This is a genomic window from Rhodoferax sp. (assembly GCF_010365055.1).
Lineage (GTDB): Bacteria > Pseudomonadota > Gammaproteobacteria > Burkholderiales > Burkholderiaceae_C > Rhodoferax.
The window spans coordinates 1-20,607 of record NZ_JAAFHA010000071.1 but is presented as its reverse complement, the minus strand read 5'-3'; the positions used below and the strand labels follow the sequence as shown (position 1 = coordinate 20,607).

Sequence of the window (20,607 nt, the reverse complement as noted above, 5' to 3'; positions counted from 1 at the left end):
TTTCTTGCTCGTCATGACTTTCAGTCTCCTTGGAAAACTCCAAGACTGCCGCGTTATCGATCAACGTTCAAGATGGGTTCGCCGCGCGTTTACCGTCCCCCGGCCCCCTGTAGGCTTGCAGCCCCCCAGCGCCGTCGCGCTGGCTCCCCCCGGCTAGGTCATCCAGGAAAAAAAGGGGGGTCCAGCCTGGGGGAATTTGACTGGCCAAAGGTGGGGGAATTTGAAGTGGCCATCAGGGTGACTTCGGCAAGACGGAACTTCCGCGTCGAACACGTTGCCGAACGCCACGAACCGCTTCTGGCTGTTGGAATCAGACTGGGCAACCGGAAAGCTGTCCGTCGGGAACACCCCTTTTCGCTGCTCAAGAGCCGCTTAGCGAATGAAACTAATACTCGAATGCCAAATGTGCGCTGTCTGTAACCGACAGGGCCAGCGAATGACTGCTCTATCCCGCAGCGGCTGACCGCAATGGGCCCATTGCCGTCAGTGGGTATTGTTCAGTCAAATCGGAATCCTCGCTGCTGAATCCCTGGCCAACTATCAGTGGAACAGGTTACCAACTTTCAATTGGAATGAGTGGCCACCATTGGACTGGAATGTGTGGCCAAGTCTGGGTGGAATATGCACTTAGGCACGAGCTATCAAGACGCATCCATTAATAAATGTCTCAATGGATGCTTCCCAAAATCTCAGCTTATGGGTCCAGTTACATAGGCGGTCAAATATCTATATTTCCGGCGCGTAGCGCGTTGGCCTCGATGAATTCCCGGCGTGGCTCCACCTCATCGCCCATCAGCATGGTGAATACGCGGTCGGTTTCGATGGCGTCATCGATTTGTACCCGCAGCAAGCGGCGCACGGTCGGGTCCATGGTGGTTTCCCACAGTTGCGACGGATTCATTTCGCCCAGACCTTTGTAGCGTTGACGCGAGGTGGCGTGTTCGGCCTGCGCGAGGAGCCAGGTCATGGCCTCCCGGAAGTCGCCCACTTTTTCCTGTTTTTGACGTTCACCCTCGCCCCGCATCACGCGGGCTCCGGCGCTGAGCAGGTGCTTGAATGTGTTGGCGGCATCGGCCAGCACGGCGTAATCGGCGCCGTGCACAAAGTCCTGCGTCAACACGCTGCTCTTGATGTTGCCGTGATGGCGACGGCTGATGCGCAGAATCGGTTTGTCGGAGGCTACATCGAACTCACCGGCCACTTCAGCGTCGGGCAACCTGGCTTGCAGCGCGGCGGCAGAAATTTCAGCGTCGGCCACCGTGTCAAGGTTCAGCGCGACGCCGTCGGCGACCGAGCGCAGCGCTTCGTCGTCCATGAAGTTGCGCAGGCGCGCAATGACGGCTTGGGTGGCTTGGTGCTTGCGGGCCAGTTCGGCCAATGTTTCGCCGCTGAGCGTGCTGCCGTTCTCGCCGCCGGTAAAAATTGATGCATTGATCAGGGCAATGCGCAGAAGAAAGCGGTCGAGCTCCTCGCCGTCTTTCAAGTACAACTCTTCCTTGCCAGCTTTCACCTTGTACAAAGGCGGCTGGGCAATGTAAATGTGGCCCCGTTCCACCAGCTCGGGCATCTGGCGGTAGAAGAAGGTGAGCAGCAGGGTGCAGATATGGGCGCCGTCAACGTCGGCATCGGTCATGATGATGATGCGGTGGTAGCGCAGCTTGGCAACATTGAAATCGTCGTTGCCCGTGGTGCCGCCAGCGTTGCCGATGCCGGTGCCCAAGGCGGTAATAAGCGTCAGGATTTCGTTGCTGGTCAGCAGCTTTTCGTAGCGGGCCTTTTCCACGTTCAAAATCTTGCCGCGCAGCGGCAGAATCGCCTGGAATTTGCGGTCACGCCCTTGCTTGGCCGAGCCACCGGCAGAGTCGCCCTCGACGATGTAGATTTCGCACAGGGCCGGGTCTTTCTCCTGGCAGTCGGCCAGTTTGCCGGGCAGCCCCATGCCGTCGAGCACACCTTTGCGGCGCGTCATGTCGCGCGCCTTGCGGGCCGCTTCACGGGCGCGGGCGGCTTCGATGATCTTGCCAACGATGATCTTCGCGTCTGCTGGGCGCTCCTGCAGGTAGTCGTAGAGCAGTTTGCTGACGATGTCTTCCACCGGGCCGCGCACTTCGCTGCTCACCAGTTTGTCTTTGGTCTGACTGCTGAACTTGGGCTCAGGCACCTTGACCGACAGAACGCAGGTTAGGCCTTCGCGCATGTCGTCGCCCGTGACCTCGACCTTGGCTTTTTTGGCCAGTTCGCTGTCGTCAATGTACTTGTTGATGACGCGTGTCATGGCGGCGCGTAGGCCGGTCAGGTGGGTGCCGCCGTCGCGTTGCGGGATGTTGTTGGTGAAGCACAGCACTTGTTCGTTGTAACCGCTGTTCCACTGCATCGCCACTTCGACACCGATGTTGGTGTTCTGGTCGCTTTGCCGATCCCCGAGCGCATGAAAGATGTTGGGGTGCAGGACGGTTTTGCCTTTGTTGATGAAGTTCACAAAACCACGCACGCCGCCGGCACCCGAAAAGTCGTCTTCTTTACCACTGCGTTCGTCTTTGAGACGGATGCGCACACCGTTGTTGAGGAAGCTCAACTCGCGCAGGCGTTTGCTCAGGATTTCGTAGTGAAAATCATGGTTTTGCTGGAAGATGTCCGTGTCCGGCAGAAAATGCACCTCGGTGCCGCGCTTTTCGGTCGTGCCGATCACCTTCATGGGCGATGTTTCCACGCCATTCACCACTTCGATGATGCGGTTCTGCACAAAGCCTCGGCTGAACTCCATCACATGGACCTTGCCATCACGGCGGATGGTCAGGCGCAGCATTTTGGACAGGGCGTTGACGCAACTGACGCCGACGCCGTGCAGGCCGCCGGAGACTTTGTAGCTGTTCTGGTTGAACTTGCCGCCGGCATGCAATTCGGTCAGGGCAATCTCGGCGGCACTGCGCCTGGGCTCGTGCTTGTCGTCCATTTTGACGCCCGTCGGAATGCCGCGCCCGTTGTCGACCACCGACACAGAGTTGTCGGAATGAATGGTGACCAGAATGTCGTCGCAGTGGCCGGCCAGCGACTCGTCAATCGAGTTGTCCACCACTTCGAACACCAGGTGGTGCAGGCCGGTGCCGTCCGAGGTGTCGCCGATGTACATGCCAGGACGCTTGCGCACTGCCTCCAGCCCTTCCAGAATCTGGATCGAGCCTTCGCCATAGGCCTCGGAGGCACCGATCTGGTGGGCGTCAATGGTGGGCTGGAAGTTGGAACTGTCGCTGGCGCCTTCACCGGTGTGAACGGCACTCAAATCATTTTCGGTGGGCTGAACTGGCGTGTTTTCTTCTGTCATGGCTAACTTCTTTAGGGATATCTCAAATTCTTGAAGGCCTGAGCCCACTATGGTTTCTTGCCCATCGTGGGTTTGAGCTTTGAATTGCTGCAAATCTTGCTGCGTTAAATGCGCATCGGCATCACCACGTATTTGAACGTGGCGTTGTCCGGAATCGTGAACAGAGCCGAGCTGTTGCCGTCGGAGAGCTCCAGTCGCACCATGTCCTGGCTCATGTTGGTCAGCGCATCAATCAGATAGGTCACGTTGAAGCCGATCTCAATGCTGTCACCGCCGTAATCGATGTCGAGCTCGTCCACCGCCTCTTCCTGCTCGGCGTTGTTGGATGCGACCCGCAGCGTGCCGGGGTCAATGTTCAGGCGCACGCCTTTGAATTTTTCACTGGTCAGGATCGCGGTGCGCTGCAAGGTGGCCAGCAAGGCGCTGCGGCCCAGGGTGATGCTATTCTGGTGATTTTTGGGAATAACCCGGTTGTAGTCCGGGAACTTGCCTTCTACCAGTTTGGTGACAAATTCCATGCCGTCAAAGCTGAACTTGGCTTGGTTGTTGGCAAACTGCATCTCAATGGCGCCCTGGGTGTCGGAGAGCAAGCGCTGCAGTTCAATGACGGTCTTGCGCGGCAGGATCACCTCTTGTTTGGGCACTTCCACATCCAGGGTGGCGGACGCAAAAGCCAGGCGGTGACCGTCGGTCGCCACCAGGCTGAGCTGGTTGCCTTCGGCAACGAACAGAATCCCGTTCAGGTAGTAACGGATGTCGTGCACCGCCATGGCAAATGACACCTGGCTGAGCAGGTCCTTCAATGTCTTTTGCGGCACGCTGAACACTGGGCCGAAGCTGGCGGCCTCCTGCACCAGCGGGAAGTCTTCGGCCACCATGGTTTGCAGCGTGAACCGACTCTTGCCGCCTTTGAGAATGAGCTTGGCGGCGCTCGACTCCAGCGACACGGTTTGATCCGCAGGCATCGTGCGCAAAATATCAATCAACTTGCGCGCGCCCACGGTGGTGGTGAAGTCGCCCGTGTCGCCGTCGAGCTCTGCCGTGGTGCGAATCTGAATTTCTAGATCGCTGGTGGTGAATTGCAGCGAAGTGCCTGTTTTTCGGATCAGCACATTGGCCAGGATCGGCAAGGTGTGTCGACGCTCGACGATGCCTGCTACCGACTGCAAAACCGATAGAACTTTGTCTTGGGTGGCCTTCAAAACGATCATGTCAACCTCTTTTAATTTCTGCAATTCAAATCAATAACGAATCAGGCGAGCCAAACCATTTGGCTCCACCATTCTCCCCTGTTTATCTACTCAATTAGCCCTTGAGCGTCTGCTCCAGCACATGAAGTTGTTGGTTCAACTCGGTCATTTGCTGGCGCTCACCGCCGATCTTTCGCACGGCATGCAAAACGGTGGTGTGGTCGCGTCCACCAAACAATTCGCCAATCTCAGGAAGGCTCTTCTGTGTCAGCTCCTTGGCCAGGTACATGGCAATTTGGCGCGGCCGGGCAATGCTGGCCGGCCGTTTTTTGGAGTACATATCCGCAATTTTTATTTTGTAGTAATCAGCCACTGTTTTTTGGATGTTTTCGACTGAAATCTGGCGGTTCTGGATGGAAAGCAGGTCGCGCAAGGCTTCGCGCGCCAGCAAGATCGAGATATCTTTCTGGTTGAACCGGGAATAGGCCAGAATTTTGCGTAACGCGCCTTCGAGTTCGCGCACATTGGAGCGAACATTTTTGGCCACAAAAAAGGCGACTTCTTCTGGCATCACAATGCCTTCAACCCGAGCTTTGTTGATCAAAATGGCGACCCGCATTTCCAACTCGGGGGGCTCGATCGCGACCGTCAGTCCGGAATCAAACCGCGATACCAGGCGCTCATGAATGTCTGTCAAACCCTTCGGATAGGTGTCGCTGGTCATCACGATGTGCGACTTTTTGGCCAGCAAAGCCTCGAACGCGTTGAAAAACTCTTCCTGCGTTCGTTCCTTGTTGGCAAAAAACTGGACGTCATCAATCAACAACAAATCCAGCGAGTGATAACGCTCTTTAAATTCATCAAAAGTCTTGCGCTGATAAGCCTTAACCACATCTGATACAAATTGCTCAGCATGGATGTAGAGAACTTTGGCGCTCGGCCGCTCGGCGAGCAGCCGATTGCCGACGGCATGCATCAAATGGGTCTTGCCCAAACCCACCCCGCCGTAGATGAAAAGCGGGTTGTACAGGTGCCCCGGCATGCCCGCAACGTGCATCGCCGCTGCACGTGCCATGCGGTTGGCGGTTCCTTCAATCAGGGTGTCAAAGGTCAGTGCGGTGTTGAGCCGGTTTTTGAGATTACCCGGGCTTCGATCATCGCCCAATTCGGGCGCCCCTTCCATCGCAATGGGTTCCACGGTGCGCTGAGTAGACTGGCTCCTGATGATGGTTTCCCGAGGAGCAAGCGCTAACTCTATTCGAATGGTTTGGCCCGAAAACATCTCCAGGAGGCTGGCGATGCGCTTGCTGTATTGAGCCCTGATCCAATCCAGCTTGAACCGGTTGGCAACGAAAATGGTGATTTGGGAAAGATCGTCCGCGACCTGCGCCGAAAGCGGCTTGATCCAGGTATTGAATTGCTGTTCCGGGAGTTCCTGTGCCAACTGATCAACACAGGTCTGCCACAGACCCTGTCCATCGCCAGCGCCCTTGAAGTCGGGTTGATTGGCGTATTGTCCCTCTGTCATTTTGTGATTGATTTCTGTGGATAGTTGTAGGTTCACGTAGCCGCACATTGTAATTTATCAAGCGTTTGTCCACAAGCCGAGAAAGGCTGCCGGCGCCGCTTGCGATGAACGCGATGGAGCCTGCGTTCATGAGCCAGTTTGCCGGGGCCTCGAAAGTTTGCGATAATCACGGGTTCCTCTAAACGTATTGGGGGAGTAAAGACAGCGGCCTGGTCATTTTTTGAAAAATTTGCGGGCCGTCATTGAGCCCTTTAGGATTTTCAAAATGAAACGCACTTACCAACCCTCCAAGATTCGCCGCGCCCGTACTCACGGTTTTCTGGTCCGCATGAAAACCCGTGGCGGCCGCGCTGTAATCAACGCTCGCCGCGCCAAAGGGCGCAAACGTCTGGCGGTCTGAGTCTGGCTACCCGACTAGTCTGCAACTGTGATTAGCTGTTCTGGCGCCGCTTCAAATTGCAGCGACTGAAGACGCGAAGTCAGTTTCAGGCTGTGCTGACTGGCAGCACGGTGGCCCGAACGACGCATTTCGCTTTGCACCGCGTAGTGCTTGATGGTGCGGCGGAAAGAAATGAGCCGCTAGCGTCGGAAATGGCGTCTAACCCGTTACTTTTTGCTTTGAGCGACGTGTGGCTAGGGGCCATGGTTGCCAAACGCTGGGCGAAACGGGCTGTCACGCGCAATGCCATCAAGCGTCAGATTTACAGTGTGAGCGCCGACTTTGCAGCAACGCTTCCTGTGGCGGCCTACGTCGTGCGCTTACGCGCTGCTTTTGGCTCCAAACAGTTCATCAGCGCCACGTCCGACGCGCTCAAGTTGGCTGTGCGACAGGAGTTGCAGCAGCTGTTGGCGCGGGCAACGGCGCGGTCGCAGGGGCTTGTTTTGAAGGATGGTGCGTCATGATCAAGGCCTTGTTGGTCGGTTTGGTCAAGGGCTATCGCTTGCTGCTCAGCCCGTGGCTGGGTTCGTCCTGCCGATTTGAGCCGACCTGTTCTGCCTATTCCCTTCAGGCCCTGCAAATGCACGGCGCGGCAGCGGGCAGTTATTTGACGTTGACGCGACTCGCACGTTGCCATCCCTGGTGCGCGGGCGGTTCTGATCCGGTTCCGAGTGAAAAACCCCGATTAAAGTCCCAGATGTTTACCCAGCTGGTTCACCATTCCTCTGAAAAGAAGTCTTCATGAACGATATTCGCCGCACCATTTTGTGGGTGATTTTTGGCTTTTCCATGGTTTTGCTGTGGGATCAGTGGCAGGTTTTTAACGGTCGCAAAGCCACTTTTTTCCCAAGCGCCGTCACCACGGCGCCAGCCGCTCGTCCGTCGGCGCCTGCATCCAGTGTGCCAACGGGTGTGCCGGCTACAAATTCTGTAGCTGCTAACCCACAGATGACGGGGGCTACAGGCCAATTAACCCCTTCAGCTGAGGCGTCTGCTGCGGCCCACGAACGTCTGGTGGTGACAACCGATGTACTCAAGGTCACTTTTGATACCGAGGGTGCGTCGCTGGTACAAACCGAGTTTGTCCAGCATGCCGACATGGCGGACAAGAGCAAGAAATTTATCCTGCTCGATAACACCCCGGCACATACCTACATGGCGCAAACCGGTCTGATTGCGGGGGCGGCAGGGGGCACCTTTCCGACGCACAAGACGGTCATGACCGTCGCGCCAGGGGAGCGCGCGCTGCCGGAAGGCAACAGTGAGTTGGTCATTCGGTTCGAATCCCCGGAACTCGGCGGCGTCAGACTGGTAAAAACCTTCACCTTCACCCGCGGCTCCTACGCCGTGGCGGTCAAGCACGAGGTGTTGAACGTCGGCGCAACTCCGGTGTCGCCGCAGTTGTACCTGCAGTTGGTGCGTGACGGCAGCAAGCCCGTGGGCGAGTCTTCTTTTTATTCCACGTTTACGGGCCCGGCGATCTACACCGAAGCCAAGAAATACCAGAAGGTCGCCTTCGAGGACATCGAAAAGAACAAGGTCGATGTCGAAAAGACAGCGGAAAACGGCTATGTGGCCATGGTGCAGCATTATTTTGCCAGTGCCTGGTTGCTGGGCGACGGGATCAAGCGTGACCTGTTTCTGCGCAAGGTCGACACCAATTTGTATGCGGTTGGCATGATCACCCCCTTGGACAACATTGCGCCCGGTGCCAGCAAGTCCGTGGAGGCGAGATTCTTTGCCGGACCGCAGGAAGAAAAGGTGCTTGAGTCGCTGACGCCTGGGCTGGAGCTGGTGAAAGACTATGGCTGGTTGACCATTTTGGCGAAGCCGTTGTACTGGTTACTCCATGCGCTTGAAAGCTTCATCGGCAACTGGGGGTGGTCCATTGTGGCCCTGGTGGTATTGTTGAAAGCAGCCTTTTACTGGCTCAATGCGAAGGCCTACGCCAGCATGGCCAAGATGAAGGCGGTCAATCCGAAGGTCACAGAGATGCGTGAGCGTCTGAAGGACAATCCGCAGCAAATGCAGCAGGAGATGATGCGCATCTACCGTGAAGAAAAAGTCAACCCAATGGGTGGTTGCTTCCCGATCATGATCCAGATACCGGTGTTCATCGCTTTGTATTGGGTGCTGCTCGCCAGCGTGGAAATGCGCAACGCACCCTGGATCCTGTGGATTCGCGACCTTTCATCGCCCGATCCATTTTACATTTTACCGCTGGTGATGACCTTGACGACCGTGCTGCAGACCTCCCTCAATCCAGCACCGCCAGACCCGATGCAGGCCAAGATGATGTGGTTCATGCCGCTGGCCTTCAGCGTCATGTTCTTCTTCTTCCCCGCAGGCCTGGTGCTGTACTGGATTACCAACAATATCCTGTCGATTGCGCAGCAGTGGCTCATCAACACCCGTATGGGCGTGCCGCCGAAGTTCCATCTGCCCAGTTTTAAATGACGAGCAATTCTGTGCATTTATCACAGGGGCGGCGCGGCGGCGACTGAGTTGCTGTGTCGCTGCCGCGCCATCAAGACCCGATTGTCGCCATTGCCACCGCCCCGGGCCGGGGCGCGGTGGGCATTGTGCGGGTCAGCGGGAAGGTTATTGGACCTTTGATCCAAGCGCTTCTTGGGCGGCAACTGCGGGCTCGTGAGGCGACCTACTTGCCATTTCTTGATCGCAGCCAGCTGGCGATTGACCAGGGCATCGCACTTTACTTCCCGGCGCCCCACTCGTTCACAGGTGAAGATGTGTTGGAGTTGCAGGCGCATGGTGGCCCGGTGGTGCTGCAATTGTTGCTGGCACGTTGCGTGGAGGCTGCGGCAGAGCGGGATCCCACCAGTCGGGGGCCTCGGCTCGCGGGGTTGCGACCAGCGTTACCGGGTGAGTTTTCAGAGCGTGCCTTCCTGAATGGCAAGATTGATCTGGCCCAGGCTGAGGCCATCGCTGACCTGATTGACGCCAGTACCGAGGCCGCAGCGCGCAGTGCCAGCCGGTCTTTGTCAGGCGCCTTCTCCCAAGAAATCCATCAACTGTGTGACGCCCTGGTTCATCTGCGCATGCTGGTGGAGGCGACGCTGGATTTTCCGGAAGAAGAGATCGACTTTCTGCGCCAGGCAGACGCGCAAGGGCAGTTATCAGCGCTGCAAGAGGCTCTGCAATCCGTGCTGCAAAAGGCGAGCCAGGGCGCGCTGCTACGTGAAGGGATCACGGTCGTGATCGCCGGTCAGCCCAACGTTGGCAAGTCGTCCCTATTGAATGCGCTCGCAGGGGCGGAGCTGGCCATCGTGACGCCGATCGCGGGCACCACCCGAGACAAAGTGCAGCAGACCATCCAGATTGAAGGGGTGCCGGTGCATGTGATCGACACGGCAGGCTTGCGCGACAGCGATGATGTGATCGAAAAGATTGGCATCGCTCGGACCTGGGATGTGATTGAGGCGGCCGACGCGGTGTTGTTCTTGCATGATCTGACACGGCAAAACGCTATTGATTACGTAGCTGCTGATCAAGTAATTGCGAGGGCTATAGCTGGTAAGTTGTCTTTAAATGTGCCGGTGATCGACATCTGGAACAAGAGCGATGCGGTTGACCGTGCTGGTTGCGATGGGGGTCTGTTATTGTCAGCCAAGACCGGTTCTGGATTAGACGTTTTGCGTCGGAGCTTGCTGGAGGTGGCGGGTTGGCAGTCCAGACCTGAAGGCGTCTACATGGCACGTGAGCGGCACGTGCAGGCACTGCGCCAGGTGGCCGCTCATTTGGTTGCGGCCAGTGCCCATTTGGCGGCCAAGATCCAGGCGCTTGATCTTCTGGCCGAGGAGCTTCGCTTGGCACAAAGCGCCCTGAATCAGATAACCGGAGAATTTTCGTCAGACGATCTTCTTGGCGTGATATTTTCGCAATTTTGTATCGGAAAATAGCATCGTTTGCTAGGTGCAAACAGCACAGTGACACCATACTCAGTCGCATCTTGAAGTCTGCCCAATGACTGGTATGAGGACAATCATTTTCTCCCGAGTTGAAAGAAATAATGTCAATATTCAATTGGTTCAGCAAGAAACGGTCTGCAACAGCAGCGCTGGAAGCGGCTGGTCCGGAACCGGGTAGCGTTGATGCGACGGCTCCATCGGCTGCCAGTCGCGATACCAGTCGCAAAACGGCGCGCCTTGAGCTCCGGCAACTCCTTTACAGCGTGGTGCGTGACTCGATGATTAGCGCCGGGGTGCTGGCGGCCAGTTACAGGTTCAAGGTGTTGTCCCTGGACGCGGCGGGACGCCAGTATCTCGTCATGATGGATCTGGCAGATAGGGTGGCAAGCGACACCGCACGTCTGGCCGAGATTGAAGACCTGATGGTTCAGTCGGCCAAGATGCGGCATGACATTTTGGTCAAGGCTGTTTACTGGCGTGTGAACGATCACGTCTCGACAGGCCTGCCGTCCAGTCAGGCCACCCCCCTGTCGCCAACGTCCAGAGCGGCGTCTGAATCGAAAACTGCCAGACCGTCAGAAGGCCCGACGATGGCGCACAACCAGGCACCTCACTATGAGCCATTACAGCAAGATGAAGTGGCCGCCTTCAAGAGGGCGCTGGCAAGTGCAAGCGCTTCGGTGCCTCTGTCAGCTTCAGGGAAAATTGTGACTTCAGGACGCCGCAATCCAGCGCCGCCCGAAGAGTTTGAGGATACGCAAATGGCGGATCCTGACGAGCGTCCTTCGCCCTTGGGCGTCACCCAGTACGGCGATCTGAGTTAGCGACCTGGTCGGAGTTCATTGCCCGGCAAAGTCAAGCAGGGTGAAAAGCGCAACACCTGCGGCGCGCAGCTTGTCAGAGCCGCCAAGCTCTGGCAAGTCAACAATGGCAGCTCCTTCAATGACCTGCGCCCCGAGTTTTTCAAGTAATTTCATGCCCGCCATCATGGTGCCGCCAGTAGCGATCAGATCGTCAATGAGCAAGACGCGATCACCCGGTTTGACGGCGTCGGTGTGCAGCTCAACGGTGGCACTGCCATACTCCAATTCATAGGTCTCTTCCACCGTAGTGAAAGGCAGTTTCCCCTTCTTTCGGATTGGCACAAAGCCTACATTGAGCTCGTAAGCAACCACCGCCCCCAAAATAAAACCGCGGGCATCCAGCCCGGCAACCACATCGGGTCGCATGGCGGGGTCCATGTAGCGGTGGACAAAGGCGTCGATCAATATCCGGAATACCTTGGCATCCTGCAAAAGCGGTGTGATATCGCGAAACTGAACGCCCGGTGCAGGCCAATCAGGGACGGTGCGAATGTGCGCTCGGAGGTACTGGTTGACGGTTAAATTTTGCATGAGACATCGCGTTAGGGCTGGAGTTGGTATTGTGCCTCGTGCTTGTTTCCGGCTGGCCGGGGCCAGTCAACCCTTGAGCAATTTCTGTTCGGCCGACGCAAGCGCTTCTGCTTTGCCCGAGAGCACGAGCGTGTCGCCTTCTTGAATCAGCAAGTCCTGGCTGACTGACTTGACTTGACCTCCGCTGCGACGCAGGCTGACAATGCGAACACCTACAACCATTGGGGCGAGTTGGCTAAGCGGCTTGCCCACAACCTTTGCACCCAGTGGCAGCGTCAGCGAGGAGAGGCGGTCCTGGTTGACTTCATCGACAGAGTCGTCGTCGGCCCCGTGAAAGTAGCCGCGCAGCAGGCTGTAACGCGCATCACGCTGGTCCCGCACAATGCGAATCACCCGCCGCATTGGCACCCCCACCAAGGCCAAGGCATGGCTGGCCAACATCAGCGAGCCTTCGATCGCCTCCGGTACCACCTCGGTCGCCCCGGCCTTGCGCAGGGCCTCAAGATCGTGATCATCTTGCGTTCGCACGATGACTGGCACCTGTGGCGCATGGTCGCGCGTATGGGCCAGGACTTTCAAGGCGCTCTGGACTTCGAGGTAAGTGATGACCACGGCGCTGGCGCGGGCCAGCCCGGCGGCGATCAGAGCCTGCAGCCGCGCCGCGTCACCAAAAACCACCGAGTCGCCGGCGACGGCGGCCTGACGCACCCGGTCCGGATCTAGATCGAGCGCGATATAGGGTATGTTTTCTTGCTCAAGCATGCGCGCCAGATTTTGGCCACAGCGACCATAGCCGCAAATGATGACGTGCCTGTTGGCCTTGATGGACTTGCGGGCAATGGAGGTCATTTGCAGCGACTGTTGCAGCCATTCGCTGCTGACCCACTTCAAAACGATTTGATTGCTGTACATGACGATAAATGGCGTGGCCAGCATCGAGAGCACCATGCTGGCGAGTATGGGATTGAGCAGTGAGGGCGGTACCAGCGCATTGGACTGAGCGAGTGTCAACAACACGAACCCGAATTCGCCGGCTTGTGCCAGATACAAGCCGGTGCGCAGTGAAACACCGGTGGTGGCACCCAAGGCCCGTGCCAGCAGGCCCACCAAGGCGGCCTTGAAAACAACCGGGACGGAGACCAGCAGCAGTACCAGTGGCCAGCGTTCCAGTACCAGTCGCCAATCCAGCATCATGCCAATGCTGATAAAAAACAGACCCAGCAGTACATCGTGAAAGGGCCTGATATCCGACTCCACCTGCTGTTTATATTGTGTCTCCGAGATCAGCATGCCAGCAATAAAGGCCCCCAGCGCCAGGCTCAAGCCCGCGAGCTCTGTCAACCAGGCTAACCCCAGCGTAATGAGCAGCAGGTTTAGCACAAACAGCTCTTCACTCTTGCGTCGAGCCACGAGCGTCAGCCAGAAGCGCATCAGGCGCGGCCCCCCGACCAGCAACAAAGCAATCAGCAGTGTCGCCTTCAGGCTGGCGAAGGCAAGAGTCTCAAAAAGCTGCTCGGCCGATGCCCCCAGTGCCGGAATCAGCACCAGCAGGGGTACCACTGCCAAATCCTGGAACAACAAAATACCCATGACCCGCTTGCCGTGCTCCGATTCCATCTCCAGTCGCTCGGTCATCAGCTTGACCACAATGGCCGTGCTGCTCATGGCCAACGCGCTTGAAAGCGCCAGCGCGGTCTGCCAACCCATGCCCCATACCGTCGGCGCCATCATGGCTAGACCGAACATGGCCGCCGTGGCGCCCAGCATGGTCAGCAGCACTTGGAAAAATCCGAGTCCAAACACATGGCCGCGCATGGCGCGCAGCTTGGGCAAATTGAACTCCAGCCCAATGACAAACATCAGAAAGACCACACCGAACTCGCCCAAATGGCGCACGCCATCCGCGTTTTTCGCCAATGCCAAGGCGTTGGGTCCAATCACGACCCCAACTGCCAAGTAGCCGAGCATGGGTGGCAATTTCAAAGACCGACACGCCACTACGCCCAGCACAGCGGCCAGCAAATATAGAAGTGTCAAGTCAAGCGGATTCACCCCCAGATACTAACAAGCAGATGGCGTCGATAAAATGTCCAAATGACACTTCAACACACCCAGTTTTCAACAACTCAGGCGGAGCGGGCATTGCGCCTAGCCCGCGACACACTGGATATTGAAGCCGCCGCCGTGCTGGGCCTGAAGAGGAATTTGGGCGACTCGTTCGCCCGCGTTGTGACCATGGTCCTTGACGTGCGCGGCCGCGTGGTTGTCATGGGTATGGGTAAGAGTGGACATATTGGTCGGAAGATCGCCGCAACCTTGGCATCTACCGGCACACCCGCCCTATTTGTGCACCCGGGAGAGGCGAGCCATGGTGATCTCGGCATGATCAAATCTGTTGACTTGGTGTTGGCTATCTCAAACAGTGGTGAGTCTGAGGAGTTGACGTCGATCCTGCCGGTCCTCAAGCGCTTGGGCGCGCGCCTGATCGCGATGACGGGCAATGCCGAATCCACTCTAGCTCGCCATGCAGATGTTTTTCTTGATTGTGGGGTTGAAAAAGAAGCCTGTCCCCTGAATCTGGCGCCAACGGCCAGCACGACCGCGCAGCTGGCGTTGGGCGATGCGCTGGCGGTGGCGCTATTGGATGCACGTGGGTTCAAGGCTGAAGACTTCGCCCGCTCTCACCCCGGCGGCGCATTGGGCCGTAAGCTGCTCACGCATGTCAGTGATGTCATGCGTACGGGCGATGCCGTTCCCCACGTCGCGCCACAAGCTAATTTCAGCGACTTGATGCGGGAGATGAGTGTCAAGGGTTTGGGTGCTACCGCCGTCGTGGATGATCATTTGAATGTCCTGGGGATCTTCACCGATGGCGACTTGCGTCGCCTGGTGGAGCAGGGCATTGATTTGCGCACGACCACAGCCGCTCAGGTGATGCACCCGAATCCCAGCACTATTGCCCGCGATGCCCTGGCGGTCGCCGCCGCCGAAATGATGGAAATGCGTTGTATTACCAGTGTGCTGGTCGTGGATGCGGAGGGCCATCTCTGTGGCGCGCTCAACAGCAATGACTTGATGCGCGCGAAGGTGATCTGATGATGCCCGCTGCGCTGAATTTTTCGACTGAGTTGCTGCTTCAGGCGCAGGGAATTCGTGTCGCTTTCTTTGATGTGGACGGGGTCCTGACTGATGGCGGGCTGTATTTCACCGAGCAAGGCGAAACCATAAAGCGCTTCAATACGCTTGATGGTCATGGGCTTAAGCTGCTTCAACGAGCGGGCATCACCCCGGTTGTGATCACCGGGCGCGACTCAAAACCTTTGCGTTTGCGCTTGACCGCTTTGGGCATCGTGCATGCGCACTATGGCACTGAGGACAAGCACCCGGTCGCCGAACAAACGCTCAAAGTCTTGGGGTTGAACTGGGGCCAAGCGGCTGCGATGGGCGACGACTGGCCGGATCTTGCCGTCATGCAGCGTTGTGCACTGGCCTGCGCGCCGAGCAATGCGCACACGGAGGCTAAGGCGTTGGCCCATTACGTCACCCATGCCAGAGGAGGCGAAGGGGCGGCAAGAGAGTTGTGTGATCTGCTGCTAATGGCAAGCGGACGATACGCTGCGTTGCTGAGGGAATATCTCCAGTGAAAAATCTGATGCGTGTGTTGGGCGATCGAGTAGCGCTTTACCTGCCCGTCATCTTGATGGGTCTGTTTGCGTTAGGCACCTACTGGCTGGTTAGGAGTACGCCGCTGCCAATCTTGCACGGACCTGAGACGCAGGTGCGACACGAGCCAGACTACTTCATGCGTAAGTTCTCGGTCAAGTCGTTTGATGGTGCGGGGCGGCTTAAAAGCGAGGTGCTGGGGACCGATGCCCGTCACTTTCCAGACTCGGATACTCTGGAAGTTGATCTCGTGCGCATGCGTTCCTTCGACGAAGGCGGCGGCTTGACTATAGCAACAGCGAAACGTGCGGTGACCAATGCTGACGCCACTGAAGTGCAGCTACTTGGCGAGGCGCGTGTCGTGCGCGAGCCGACAGGCGACAAGGCGGGGCAAGTCCAGCCAAGAATGGAATTTCGAGGAGAGTTTCTGCATGCGTTCATGGAAACGGAACGTGTCACATCGCATAAACCGGTGGAACTGACACGTGGAAGCGACAGATTTACTGCTGATGCGATGGATTTTGACAACCTCAAGCGCGTGATGGAACTCAAAGGGCACGTTAAAGGAACGTTGATGCCAGTCGCTGCGAAATAGATAGCGCATGAGGAGGGCCTGCACGGGCATCATCAGCCGCGTCATTGGCGCCGGGGCGCTTCTTGTTGCTTATGCAAACCGTCCCGACAAGGTGCCATGGATTGAGGTTGACCGTCAGTTATCGCGTTCGCCCCGGGCCACTCGCATGCCTGAAGCGGACCTTGGATACAAGAAATAATTCGAGCGGAGTTCTCAATCCAAGGCTCGAAGATTACGAGTGAATCCCAAAAGCGCAACAAAACAAAAAAGGGCCGCAAGGGCCCTTTTGTTCGGTTGGCTAAATGCCAGTCGAGTGCTTAGTAGCTGCTACGGCCACCGCCGTAACCGCCGCCGCCACTGCGGCCGGCACCGCCGCCAGCGCCACCGCCGTAACCGCCGCCACCACCGCCACCACCGCTACGGCCAGCGCCACCGCCGTAACCGCCACCACCAGCGCCACCACCGAAGCCGCCGCCACCAGTGCGGGGAGGACGGGCTTCCATCGGACGAGCTTCGTTCACCACGAGACCGCGGCCACCGTATTGTTGACCGTTCATGCCGGCAATAGCGGCCTGCGCCTCAGCGTCGCTGCCCATTTCCACAAAGCCGAAGCCTTTGGAGCGGCCGGTATCACGTTCCATCATGACCTTGGCGCTAGTGACGGTACCGTGTGCGGCAAATGCTTGCTGCAGGTCTTCGTCACGGAAAGTGTAGGGCAGGTTGCCCACGTAAAGTTTGTTGCCCATGAAAGGACTCCTCAAAATAACTCAAAACGCGATGGAGTCCAAAACCGCTATTACCACGCCATCAACAAACGAATGAAGACTTAAAGCAGACGCGAAACTGACTAAACACCGCAAACTTGTAAAGCCTTTTCTGACAATACCGACGAATTATGCTGCAAAAAAAAATTGTTGACAAACTATTTTGTAAAATTTCTTAAATTTTAAGCTTTGACGTCCACCATGGCCCCTTCTCTCCCTTGTCAAACGCTGTTCCCCCGACTTTTGTCACGCAAGTGGTTGATCTCTGGCGTAAAGGGCAAGGACTGGCGGATGAGTCACACTCTGGCCAGGCCGACCCAACGACAAGACAGGTAAATCCCACGCAGTCAGCACGCCAGGCGTGCGCTGGTACCTCGCTATCCTTGTCCAACGTGTGAAGCCAGTGGAACGCCGCACGTCGGGTCGCGCGCCACAATTTGCGCTGCTGTCATAGACGCGCAGTACGCTTGCCTGCTCTCGTTAACGAATGCCCTGCCCTTGTGTCCCTGGCAGCGCGCGGTGACTTTTTGCCACTAGCTTGCGCAGATTTCCAGAAAAATCAAATCAGCGCACCCAGGCGCTGCGCCATACCAAAGGCGCTCATGTCGCCACTGATGGCCGACTGGTTCGTCTGTCCTTGGCGCGGCGCGGCAGATCCTACGACATTGGATTGCCTTGCCCGTGAATACCGAAAGTAGACTTTTCGTAAAAATAGTCAAAATAGCGTTGACGACTGACGAAAAGCGTTGCATAATTGCTGGCTTCGCTTGAAAAAGTATGAAGTATCTGCCTAACGAAGGCGATGTGAGTGGTTCATATCGCTGCCGACAGGCCCAAGACTGACTAGAAAACTGCAATTCGCCGTCCCTAGTGACGGCGAATTGAGGTACTTAGTGCAAGTTGGGAATAATTGAAATGATCCAAGTTGAATCTCGATTAGAAGTTGCCGACAATACCGGCGCGAAGTCCGTTCTGTGCATCAAGGTGCTTGGCGGATCTAAGCGGCGCTATGCAAGCGTTGGCGATGTTATTAAAGTCAGCATTAAAGAAGCGGCACCACGCGGTCGCGTCAAAAAAGGCGAGATCTACAGTGCGGTGGTGGTTCGCACGGCCAAGGGCATTCGTCGTAGTGACGGCTCGCTGGTCAAATTCGACGGCAATGCAGCAGTGTTGCTGAATGCCAAATTAGAGCCAATCGGCACCCGTATCTTCGGCCCAGTAACGCGAGAGTTGCGCACTGAGAAGTTCATGAAGATCGTGTCTCTGGCTCCTGAAGTTTTGTAAGGACGCACCATGAACAAGATTCGCAAAGGCGATGATATCATCGTGCTCGCCGGGCGTGACAAGGGTAAGCGCGGCAAAATTGCTTTGCGCAAAGATGACTCCTATGTACTCGTCGAGGGTATCAATGTTGTCAAAAAGCATACCAAACCAAATCCTCTCAAGGGTACGGTTGGCGGCATCGTTGAAAAGTCTATGCCCATCCACCAGTCTAACGTAGCCATTTTCAATGTGGCAACCGGTAAGGCTGACCGAGTAGGCGTCAAGCTGGCGGCTGATGGTAAACGTGTTCGCGTTTACAAGTCCAGCGGTGAAGAAATCAAGGTGGCATAAACATGGCTCGTTTGCAACAACATTTTCGCGAAAAATTGGCGCCGGAGTTGATGGCCAAGTTTGGTTACACGTCTCCAATGCAGGTGCCGCGTCTTACCAAGATTACCTTGAACATGGGTGTCAGTGAGGCTGTGGCCGACAAAAAGGTTATGGATCACGCAGTCAGTGACCTAGGCAAGATTGCGGGTCAGAGGCCGGTGGTCACCATGTCTAAGAAAGCCATTGCCGGCTTTAAGATTCGTGAGAATCAGGCGATTGGCTGCATGGTTACGCTGCGCGGCGTGCAGATGTTTGAGTTTCTGGATCGCTTCGTGACCGTGGCTCTGCCGCGTGTCCGAGACTTTCGGGGTATATCCGGTCGCGCGTTTGATGGTCGTGGCAACTACAACATCGGCGTCAAAGAGCAAATTATCTTCCCTGAAATTGAATACGACAAGGTGGATGCCTTGCGCGGTCTCAATATCAGCATCACCACAACGGCCAAGACCGATGAAGAGTGCAAAGCACTGCTCACAGGTTTCCGTTTCCCGTTCAAAAACTGAGGTGACCCGTGGCTAAAATGGCTTTAATCCAGCGCGAGCTGAAGCGCGACAACCTGGTCGCTAAATACGCGAAAAAACACGCGGAATTCAAGGCAATTGCAAGCGACGTCAAGCGCAGCGATGAAGAGCGCGCTGCGGCTCGTCTGGGTTTGCAAAAGCTCCCTCGTAATGCGAACCCGACTCGTCAGCGTAATCGTTGCGCCATCACCGGGCGCCCTCGTGGTACGTTCCAGCACTTTGGTTTGGCGCGTGCAAAGATTCGTGAAATGGCTTTTGCAGGGGAAATTCCCGGCATAGTCAAGGCCAGCTGGTAAGCGGTAGGAGACATAGATATGAGCATGAGTGATCCCATCGCCGACTTGTTGACACGCATTCGCAATGCACAAATGGTGGCCAAAACCACCGTGAGCGTCCCTTCTTCCAAGGTGAAGATCGCAATTGCGCAAGTGTTGACTGAGGAAGGCTATATTGATAGCTTCAACGTTAACGCCAATGACGGCAAGCCTCAACTTGAAATTGTCCTGAAATATTACGCCGGTCGCCCGGTGATTGAGCGTATTGAGCGCGTTAGCCGTCCCGGCTTGCGCGTTTACCGTGGCAGTGATGCCATCCCCCAAGTCCAAAACGGCCTGGGTGTGGCAATAGTCACGACTCCCAAGGGCGTCATGACTGATCGCAAAGCGCGCGCTACCGGTGTCGGTGGTGAAGTGTTGTGCTACGTCGCCTAAAGCGTGACATTGAGGAGAAATAGAAAATGTCCCGTATAGGAAAAATGCCCGTCGCCGTCCCGGTTGGCGTGGATGTGTTGGTCAAGGAAGATCAGATCAGTGTCAAAGGCGCTGGCGGCAGTCTGTTCTTGACCCAAAACGCGTTGGTCAAAGTGACCAGTGATGCTGGCGCGCTGAGTTTTCAGCCTGCGAACGACTCTCGCGAAGCAAACGCCATGAGCGGCACCATGCGTCAGTTGGTGAACAACATGGTAGTCGGAGTGACCAAGGGTTTTGAGAAAAAGTTGAATCTTGTTGGCGTGGGCTACAAAGCCCAGGCGCAGGGTGCAAAGCTCAATCTCACCGTGGGATATTCCCATCCAGTCAACAAGGATATGCCGGCTGGTATCTCTGTTGCGACCCCTACCCCGACTGAAATCGTGATCAAGGGTGCGGACCGCCAGCGCGTAGGCCAGGTGGCTGCTGAGATTCGTGCAATTCGTCCGCCGGAGCCCTACAAAGGCAAAGGTATCCGTTACTCGGACGAAAAGATCACGATCAAAGAAACCAAGAAGAAATAAGGAGCTGCAACATGTTGACCAAAAAAGAGCAGCGTCTTCGCAGGGCGCGTCAAACCCGGATTCGCATCGCCACTCAGGGCGTTGCCCGTCTGACGGTAAATCGTACAAACCTGCATATTTATGCCAGTGTCATTTCTGGCGACGGCGTCAAAGTATTGGCAAGCGCATCCACGGCAGAAGTCGAAATGCGCAAATCGTTGGGCGGTTCGGGCAAAGGCGGCAACGTTGCCGCTGCCCAAGCCATTGGCAAGCGTCTGGCTGAAAAAGCCAAGGCGGTTGGTGTTGAAAAAGTTGCGTTTGATCGTGCAGGCTTTGCGTACCATGGCCGCGTCAAGGCGCTGGCAGATGCAGCACGTGAAG

Annotated in this window: 22 protein-coding genes; 16 read left to right on the top strand and 6 right to left on the bottom strand. The window is 56.6% G+C overall.

Going from position 1 to position 20,607, the window contains the following annotated elements; all coding sequences use genetic code 11:
• Positions 1-718: 718 nt before the first annotated feature.
• The 3 genes from gyrB to dnaA form a co-directional block, all read right to left on the bottom strand.
• Positions 719-3,322 (bottom strand): DNA topoisomerase (ATP-hydrolyzing) subunit B, encoded by a 2,604-nt coding sequence (gene gyrB / locus GZ093_RS14820; protein ID WP_296487177.1) that lies wholly within the window; start codon positions 3,320-3,322, stop codon positions 719-721.
• Between the two features lie 104 nt (positions 3,323-3,426).
• The gene (dnaN, locus tag GZ093_RS14815; protein WP_296487175.1) at positions 3,427-4,533 is read right to left on the bottom strand and encodes a DNA polymerase III subunit beta; all 1,107 of its coding nucleotides are present in this window, start codon (positions 4,531-4,533) and stop codon (positions 3,427-3,429) included.
• Between the two features lie 94 nt (positions 4,534-4,627).
• Positions 4,628-6,040 (bottom strand): chromosomal replication initiator protein DnaA, encoded by a 1,413-nt coding sequence (gene dnaA, locus GZ093_RS14810; RefSeq protein ID WP_296487173.1) that lies wholly within the window; start codon positions 6,038-6,040, stop codon positions 4,628-4,630.
• 265 nt (positions 6,041-6,305) lie between these two features.
• Here dnaA and rpmH point away from each other — a divergent pair, with 265 nt between their 5' ends.
• The 6 genes from rpmH to GZ093_RS14780 all read left to right on the top strand — a co-directional run bounded on the left by rpmH (position 6,306) and on the right by GZ093_RS14780 (position 11,232).
• Positions 6,306-6,440: a 50S ribosomal protein L34 gene (gene rpmH, locus GZ093_RS14805; protein WP_006299042.1), complete on the top strand. Its 135-nt coding sequence runs from the start codon at positions 6,306-6,308 to the stop codon at positions 6,438-6,440.
• 56 nt (positions 6,441-6,496) lie between these two features.
• The gene (locus tag GZ093_RS14800) at positions 6,497-6,943 is read left to right on the top strand and encodes a ribonuclease P protein component (RefSeq protein WP_296487171.1); all 447 of its coding nucleotides are present in this window, start codon (positions 6,497-6,499) and stop codon (positions 6,941-6,943) included.
• The gene (yidD, locus tag GZ093_RS14795) at positions 6,940-7,224 is read left to right on the top strand and encodes a membrane protein insertion efficiency factor YidD (protein WP_296487169.1); all 285 of its coding nucleotides are present in this window, start codon (positions 6,940-6,942) and stop codon (positions 7,222-7,224) included. Before GZ093_RS14800 ends, yidD begins: the two co-directional genes overlap by 4 nt.
• Entirely contained in the window at positions 7,221-8,936 is a 1,716-nt protein-coding gene (gene yidC, locus GZ093_RS14790) for a membrane protein insertase YidC (protein ID WP_296487168.1), read from the top strand. Before yidD ends, yidC begins: the two co-directional genes overlap by 4 nt.
• 53 nt (positions 8,937-8,989) lie before the next feature.
• Entirely contained in the window at positions 8,990-10,399 is a 1,410-nt protein-coding gene (gene mnmE, locus GZ093_RS14785) for a tRNA uridine-5-carboxymethylaminomethyl(34) synthesis GTPase MnmE (RefSeq protein ID WP_296487166.1), read from the top strand.
• A gap of 110 nt (positions 10,400-10,509) precedes the next feature.
• The gene (locus tag GZ093_RS14780) at positions 10,510-11,232 is read left to right on the top strand and encodes a hypothetical protein (RefSeq protein WP_296487164.1); all 723 of its coding nucleotides are present in this window, start codon (positions 10,510-10,512) and stop codon (positions 11,230-11,232) included.
• Positions 11,233-11,247: 15 nt separating this feature from the next.
• Here GZ093_RS14780 and GZ093_RS14775 read toward each other — a convergent pair whose 3' ends face one another.
• A complete protein-coding gene (locus GZ093_RS14775; protein WP_296487162.1) occupies positions 11,248-11,802 on the bottom strand; it encodes an adenine phosphoribosyltransferase in 555 nt (184 codons plus the stop codon).
• Between the two features lie 66 nt (positions 11,803-11,868).
• Positions 11,869-13,854, bottom strand: a complete 1,986-nt coding sequence (locus GZ093_RS14770) for a monovalent cation:proton antiporter family protein (RefSeq protein ID WP_296487160.1) — start codon at positions 13,852-13,854, stop codon at positions 11,869-11,871.
• A 42-nt stretch (positions 13,855-13,896) separates the two neighbouring features.
• Here GZ093_RS14770 and GZ093_RS14765 point away from each other — a divergent pair, with 42 nt between their 5' ends.
• From GZ093_RS14765 to lptC, 3 genes are read left to right on the top strand one after another with little or no spacing between them, the layout of a single operon-like run.
• On the top strand, positions 13,897-14,898 hold the full coding sequence (locus GZ093_RS14765; RefSeq protein ID WP_296487157.1) for a KpsF/GutQ family sugar-phosphate isomerase: 1,002 nt from the start codon (positions 13,897-13,899) through the stop codon (positions 14,896-14,898).
• Positions 14,898-15,446 (top strand): HAD hydrolase family protein, encoded by a 549-nt coding sequence (locus GZ093_RS14760; RefSeq protein WP_296487155.1) that lies wholly within the window; start codon positions 14,898-14,900, stop codon positions 15,444-15,446. Before GZ093_RS14765 ends, GZ093_RS14760 begins: the two co-directional genes overlap by 1 nt.
• Before the next feature lie 8 nt (positions 15,447-15,454).
• The gene (gene lptC / locus GZ093_RS14755) at positions 15,455-16,060 is read left to right on the top strand and encodes an LPS export ABC transporter periplasmic protein LptC (protein ID WP_296487179.1); all 606 of its coding nucleotides are present in this window, start codon (positions 15,455-15,457) and stop codon (positions 16,058-16,060) included.
• A 296-nt stretch (positions 16,061-16,356) separates the two neighbouring features.
• On the opposite strand, the gene GZ093_RS14750 is transcribed toward lptC, so the two are convergent.
• Positions 16,357-16,785, bottom strand: a complete 429-nt coding sequence (locus tag GZ093_RS14750; RefSeq protein WP_296487153.1) for an RNA-binding protein — start codon at positions 16,783-16,785, stop codon at positions 16,357-16,359.
• A gap of 933 nt (positions 16,786-17,718) precedes the next feature.
• Here GZ093_RS14750 and rplN point away from each other — a divergent pair.
• The 7 genes from rplN to rplR all read left to right on the top strand — a co-directional run.
• Positions 17,719-18,087: a 50S ribosomal protein L14 gene (rplN, locus tag GZ093_RS14745; protein ID WP_011466477.1), complete on the top strand. Its 369-nt coding sequence runs from the start codon at positions 17,719-17,721 to the stop codon at positions 18,085-18,087.
• A gap of 9 nt (positions 18,088-18,096) precedes the next feature.
• Positions 18,097-18,417 (top strand): 50S ribosomal protein L24, encoded by a 321-nt coding sequence (gene rplX, locus GZ093_RS14740; RefSeq protein WP_296487148.1) that lies wholly within the window; start codon positions 18,097-18,099, stop codon positions 18,415-18,417.
• Between the two features lie 2 nt (positions 18,418-18,419).
• A complete protein-coding gene (gene rplE / locus GZ093_RS14735; protein WP_296487146.1) occupies positions 18,420-18,959 on the top strand; it encodes a 50S ribosomal protein L5 in 540 nt (179 codons plus the stop codon).
• Between the two features lie 8 nt (positions 18,960-18,967).
• Complete coding sequence (gene rpsN / locus GZ093_RS14730) at positions 18,968-19,273, top strand: 30S ribosomal protein S14 (RefSeq protein ID WP_296487144.1); 306 nt, start codon at positions 18,968-18,970, stop codon at positions 19,271-19,273.
• Positions 19,274-19,291: 18 nt separating this feature from the next.
• Positions 19,292-19,687: a 30S ribosomal protein S8 gene (rpsH, locus tag GZ093_RS14725; protein ID WP_296487142.1), complete on the top strand. Its 396-nt coding sequence runs from the start codon at positions 19,292-19,294 to the stop codon at positions 19,685-19,687.
• Between the two features lie 26 nt (positions 19,688-19,713).
• Entirely contained in the window at positions 19,714-20,247 is a 534-nt protein-coding gene (rplF, locus tag GZ093_RS14720; protein WP_296487140.1) for a 50S ribosomal protein L6, read from the top strand.
• Positions 20,248-20,258: 11 nt separating this feature from the next.
• On the top strand, positions 20,259-20,607 hold a 349-nt coding region (rplR, locus tag GZ093_RS14715; RefSeq protein WP_296487139.1), incomplete at its 3' end, for a 50S ribosomal protein L18.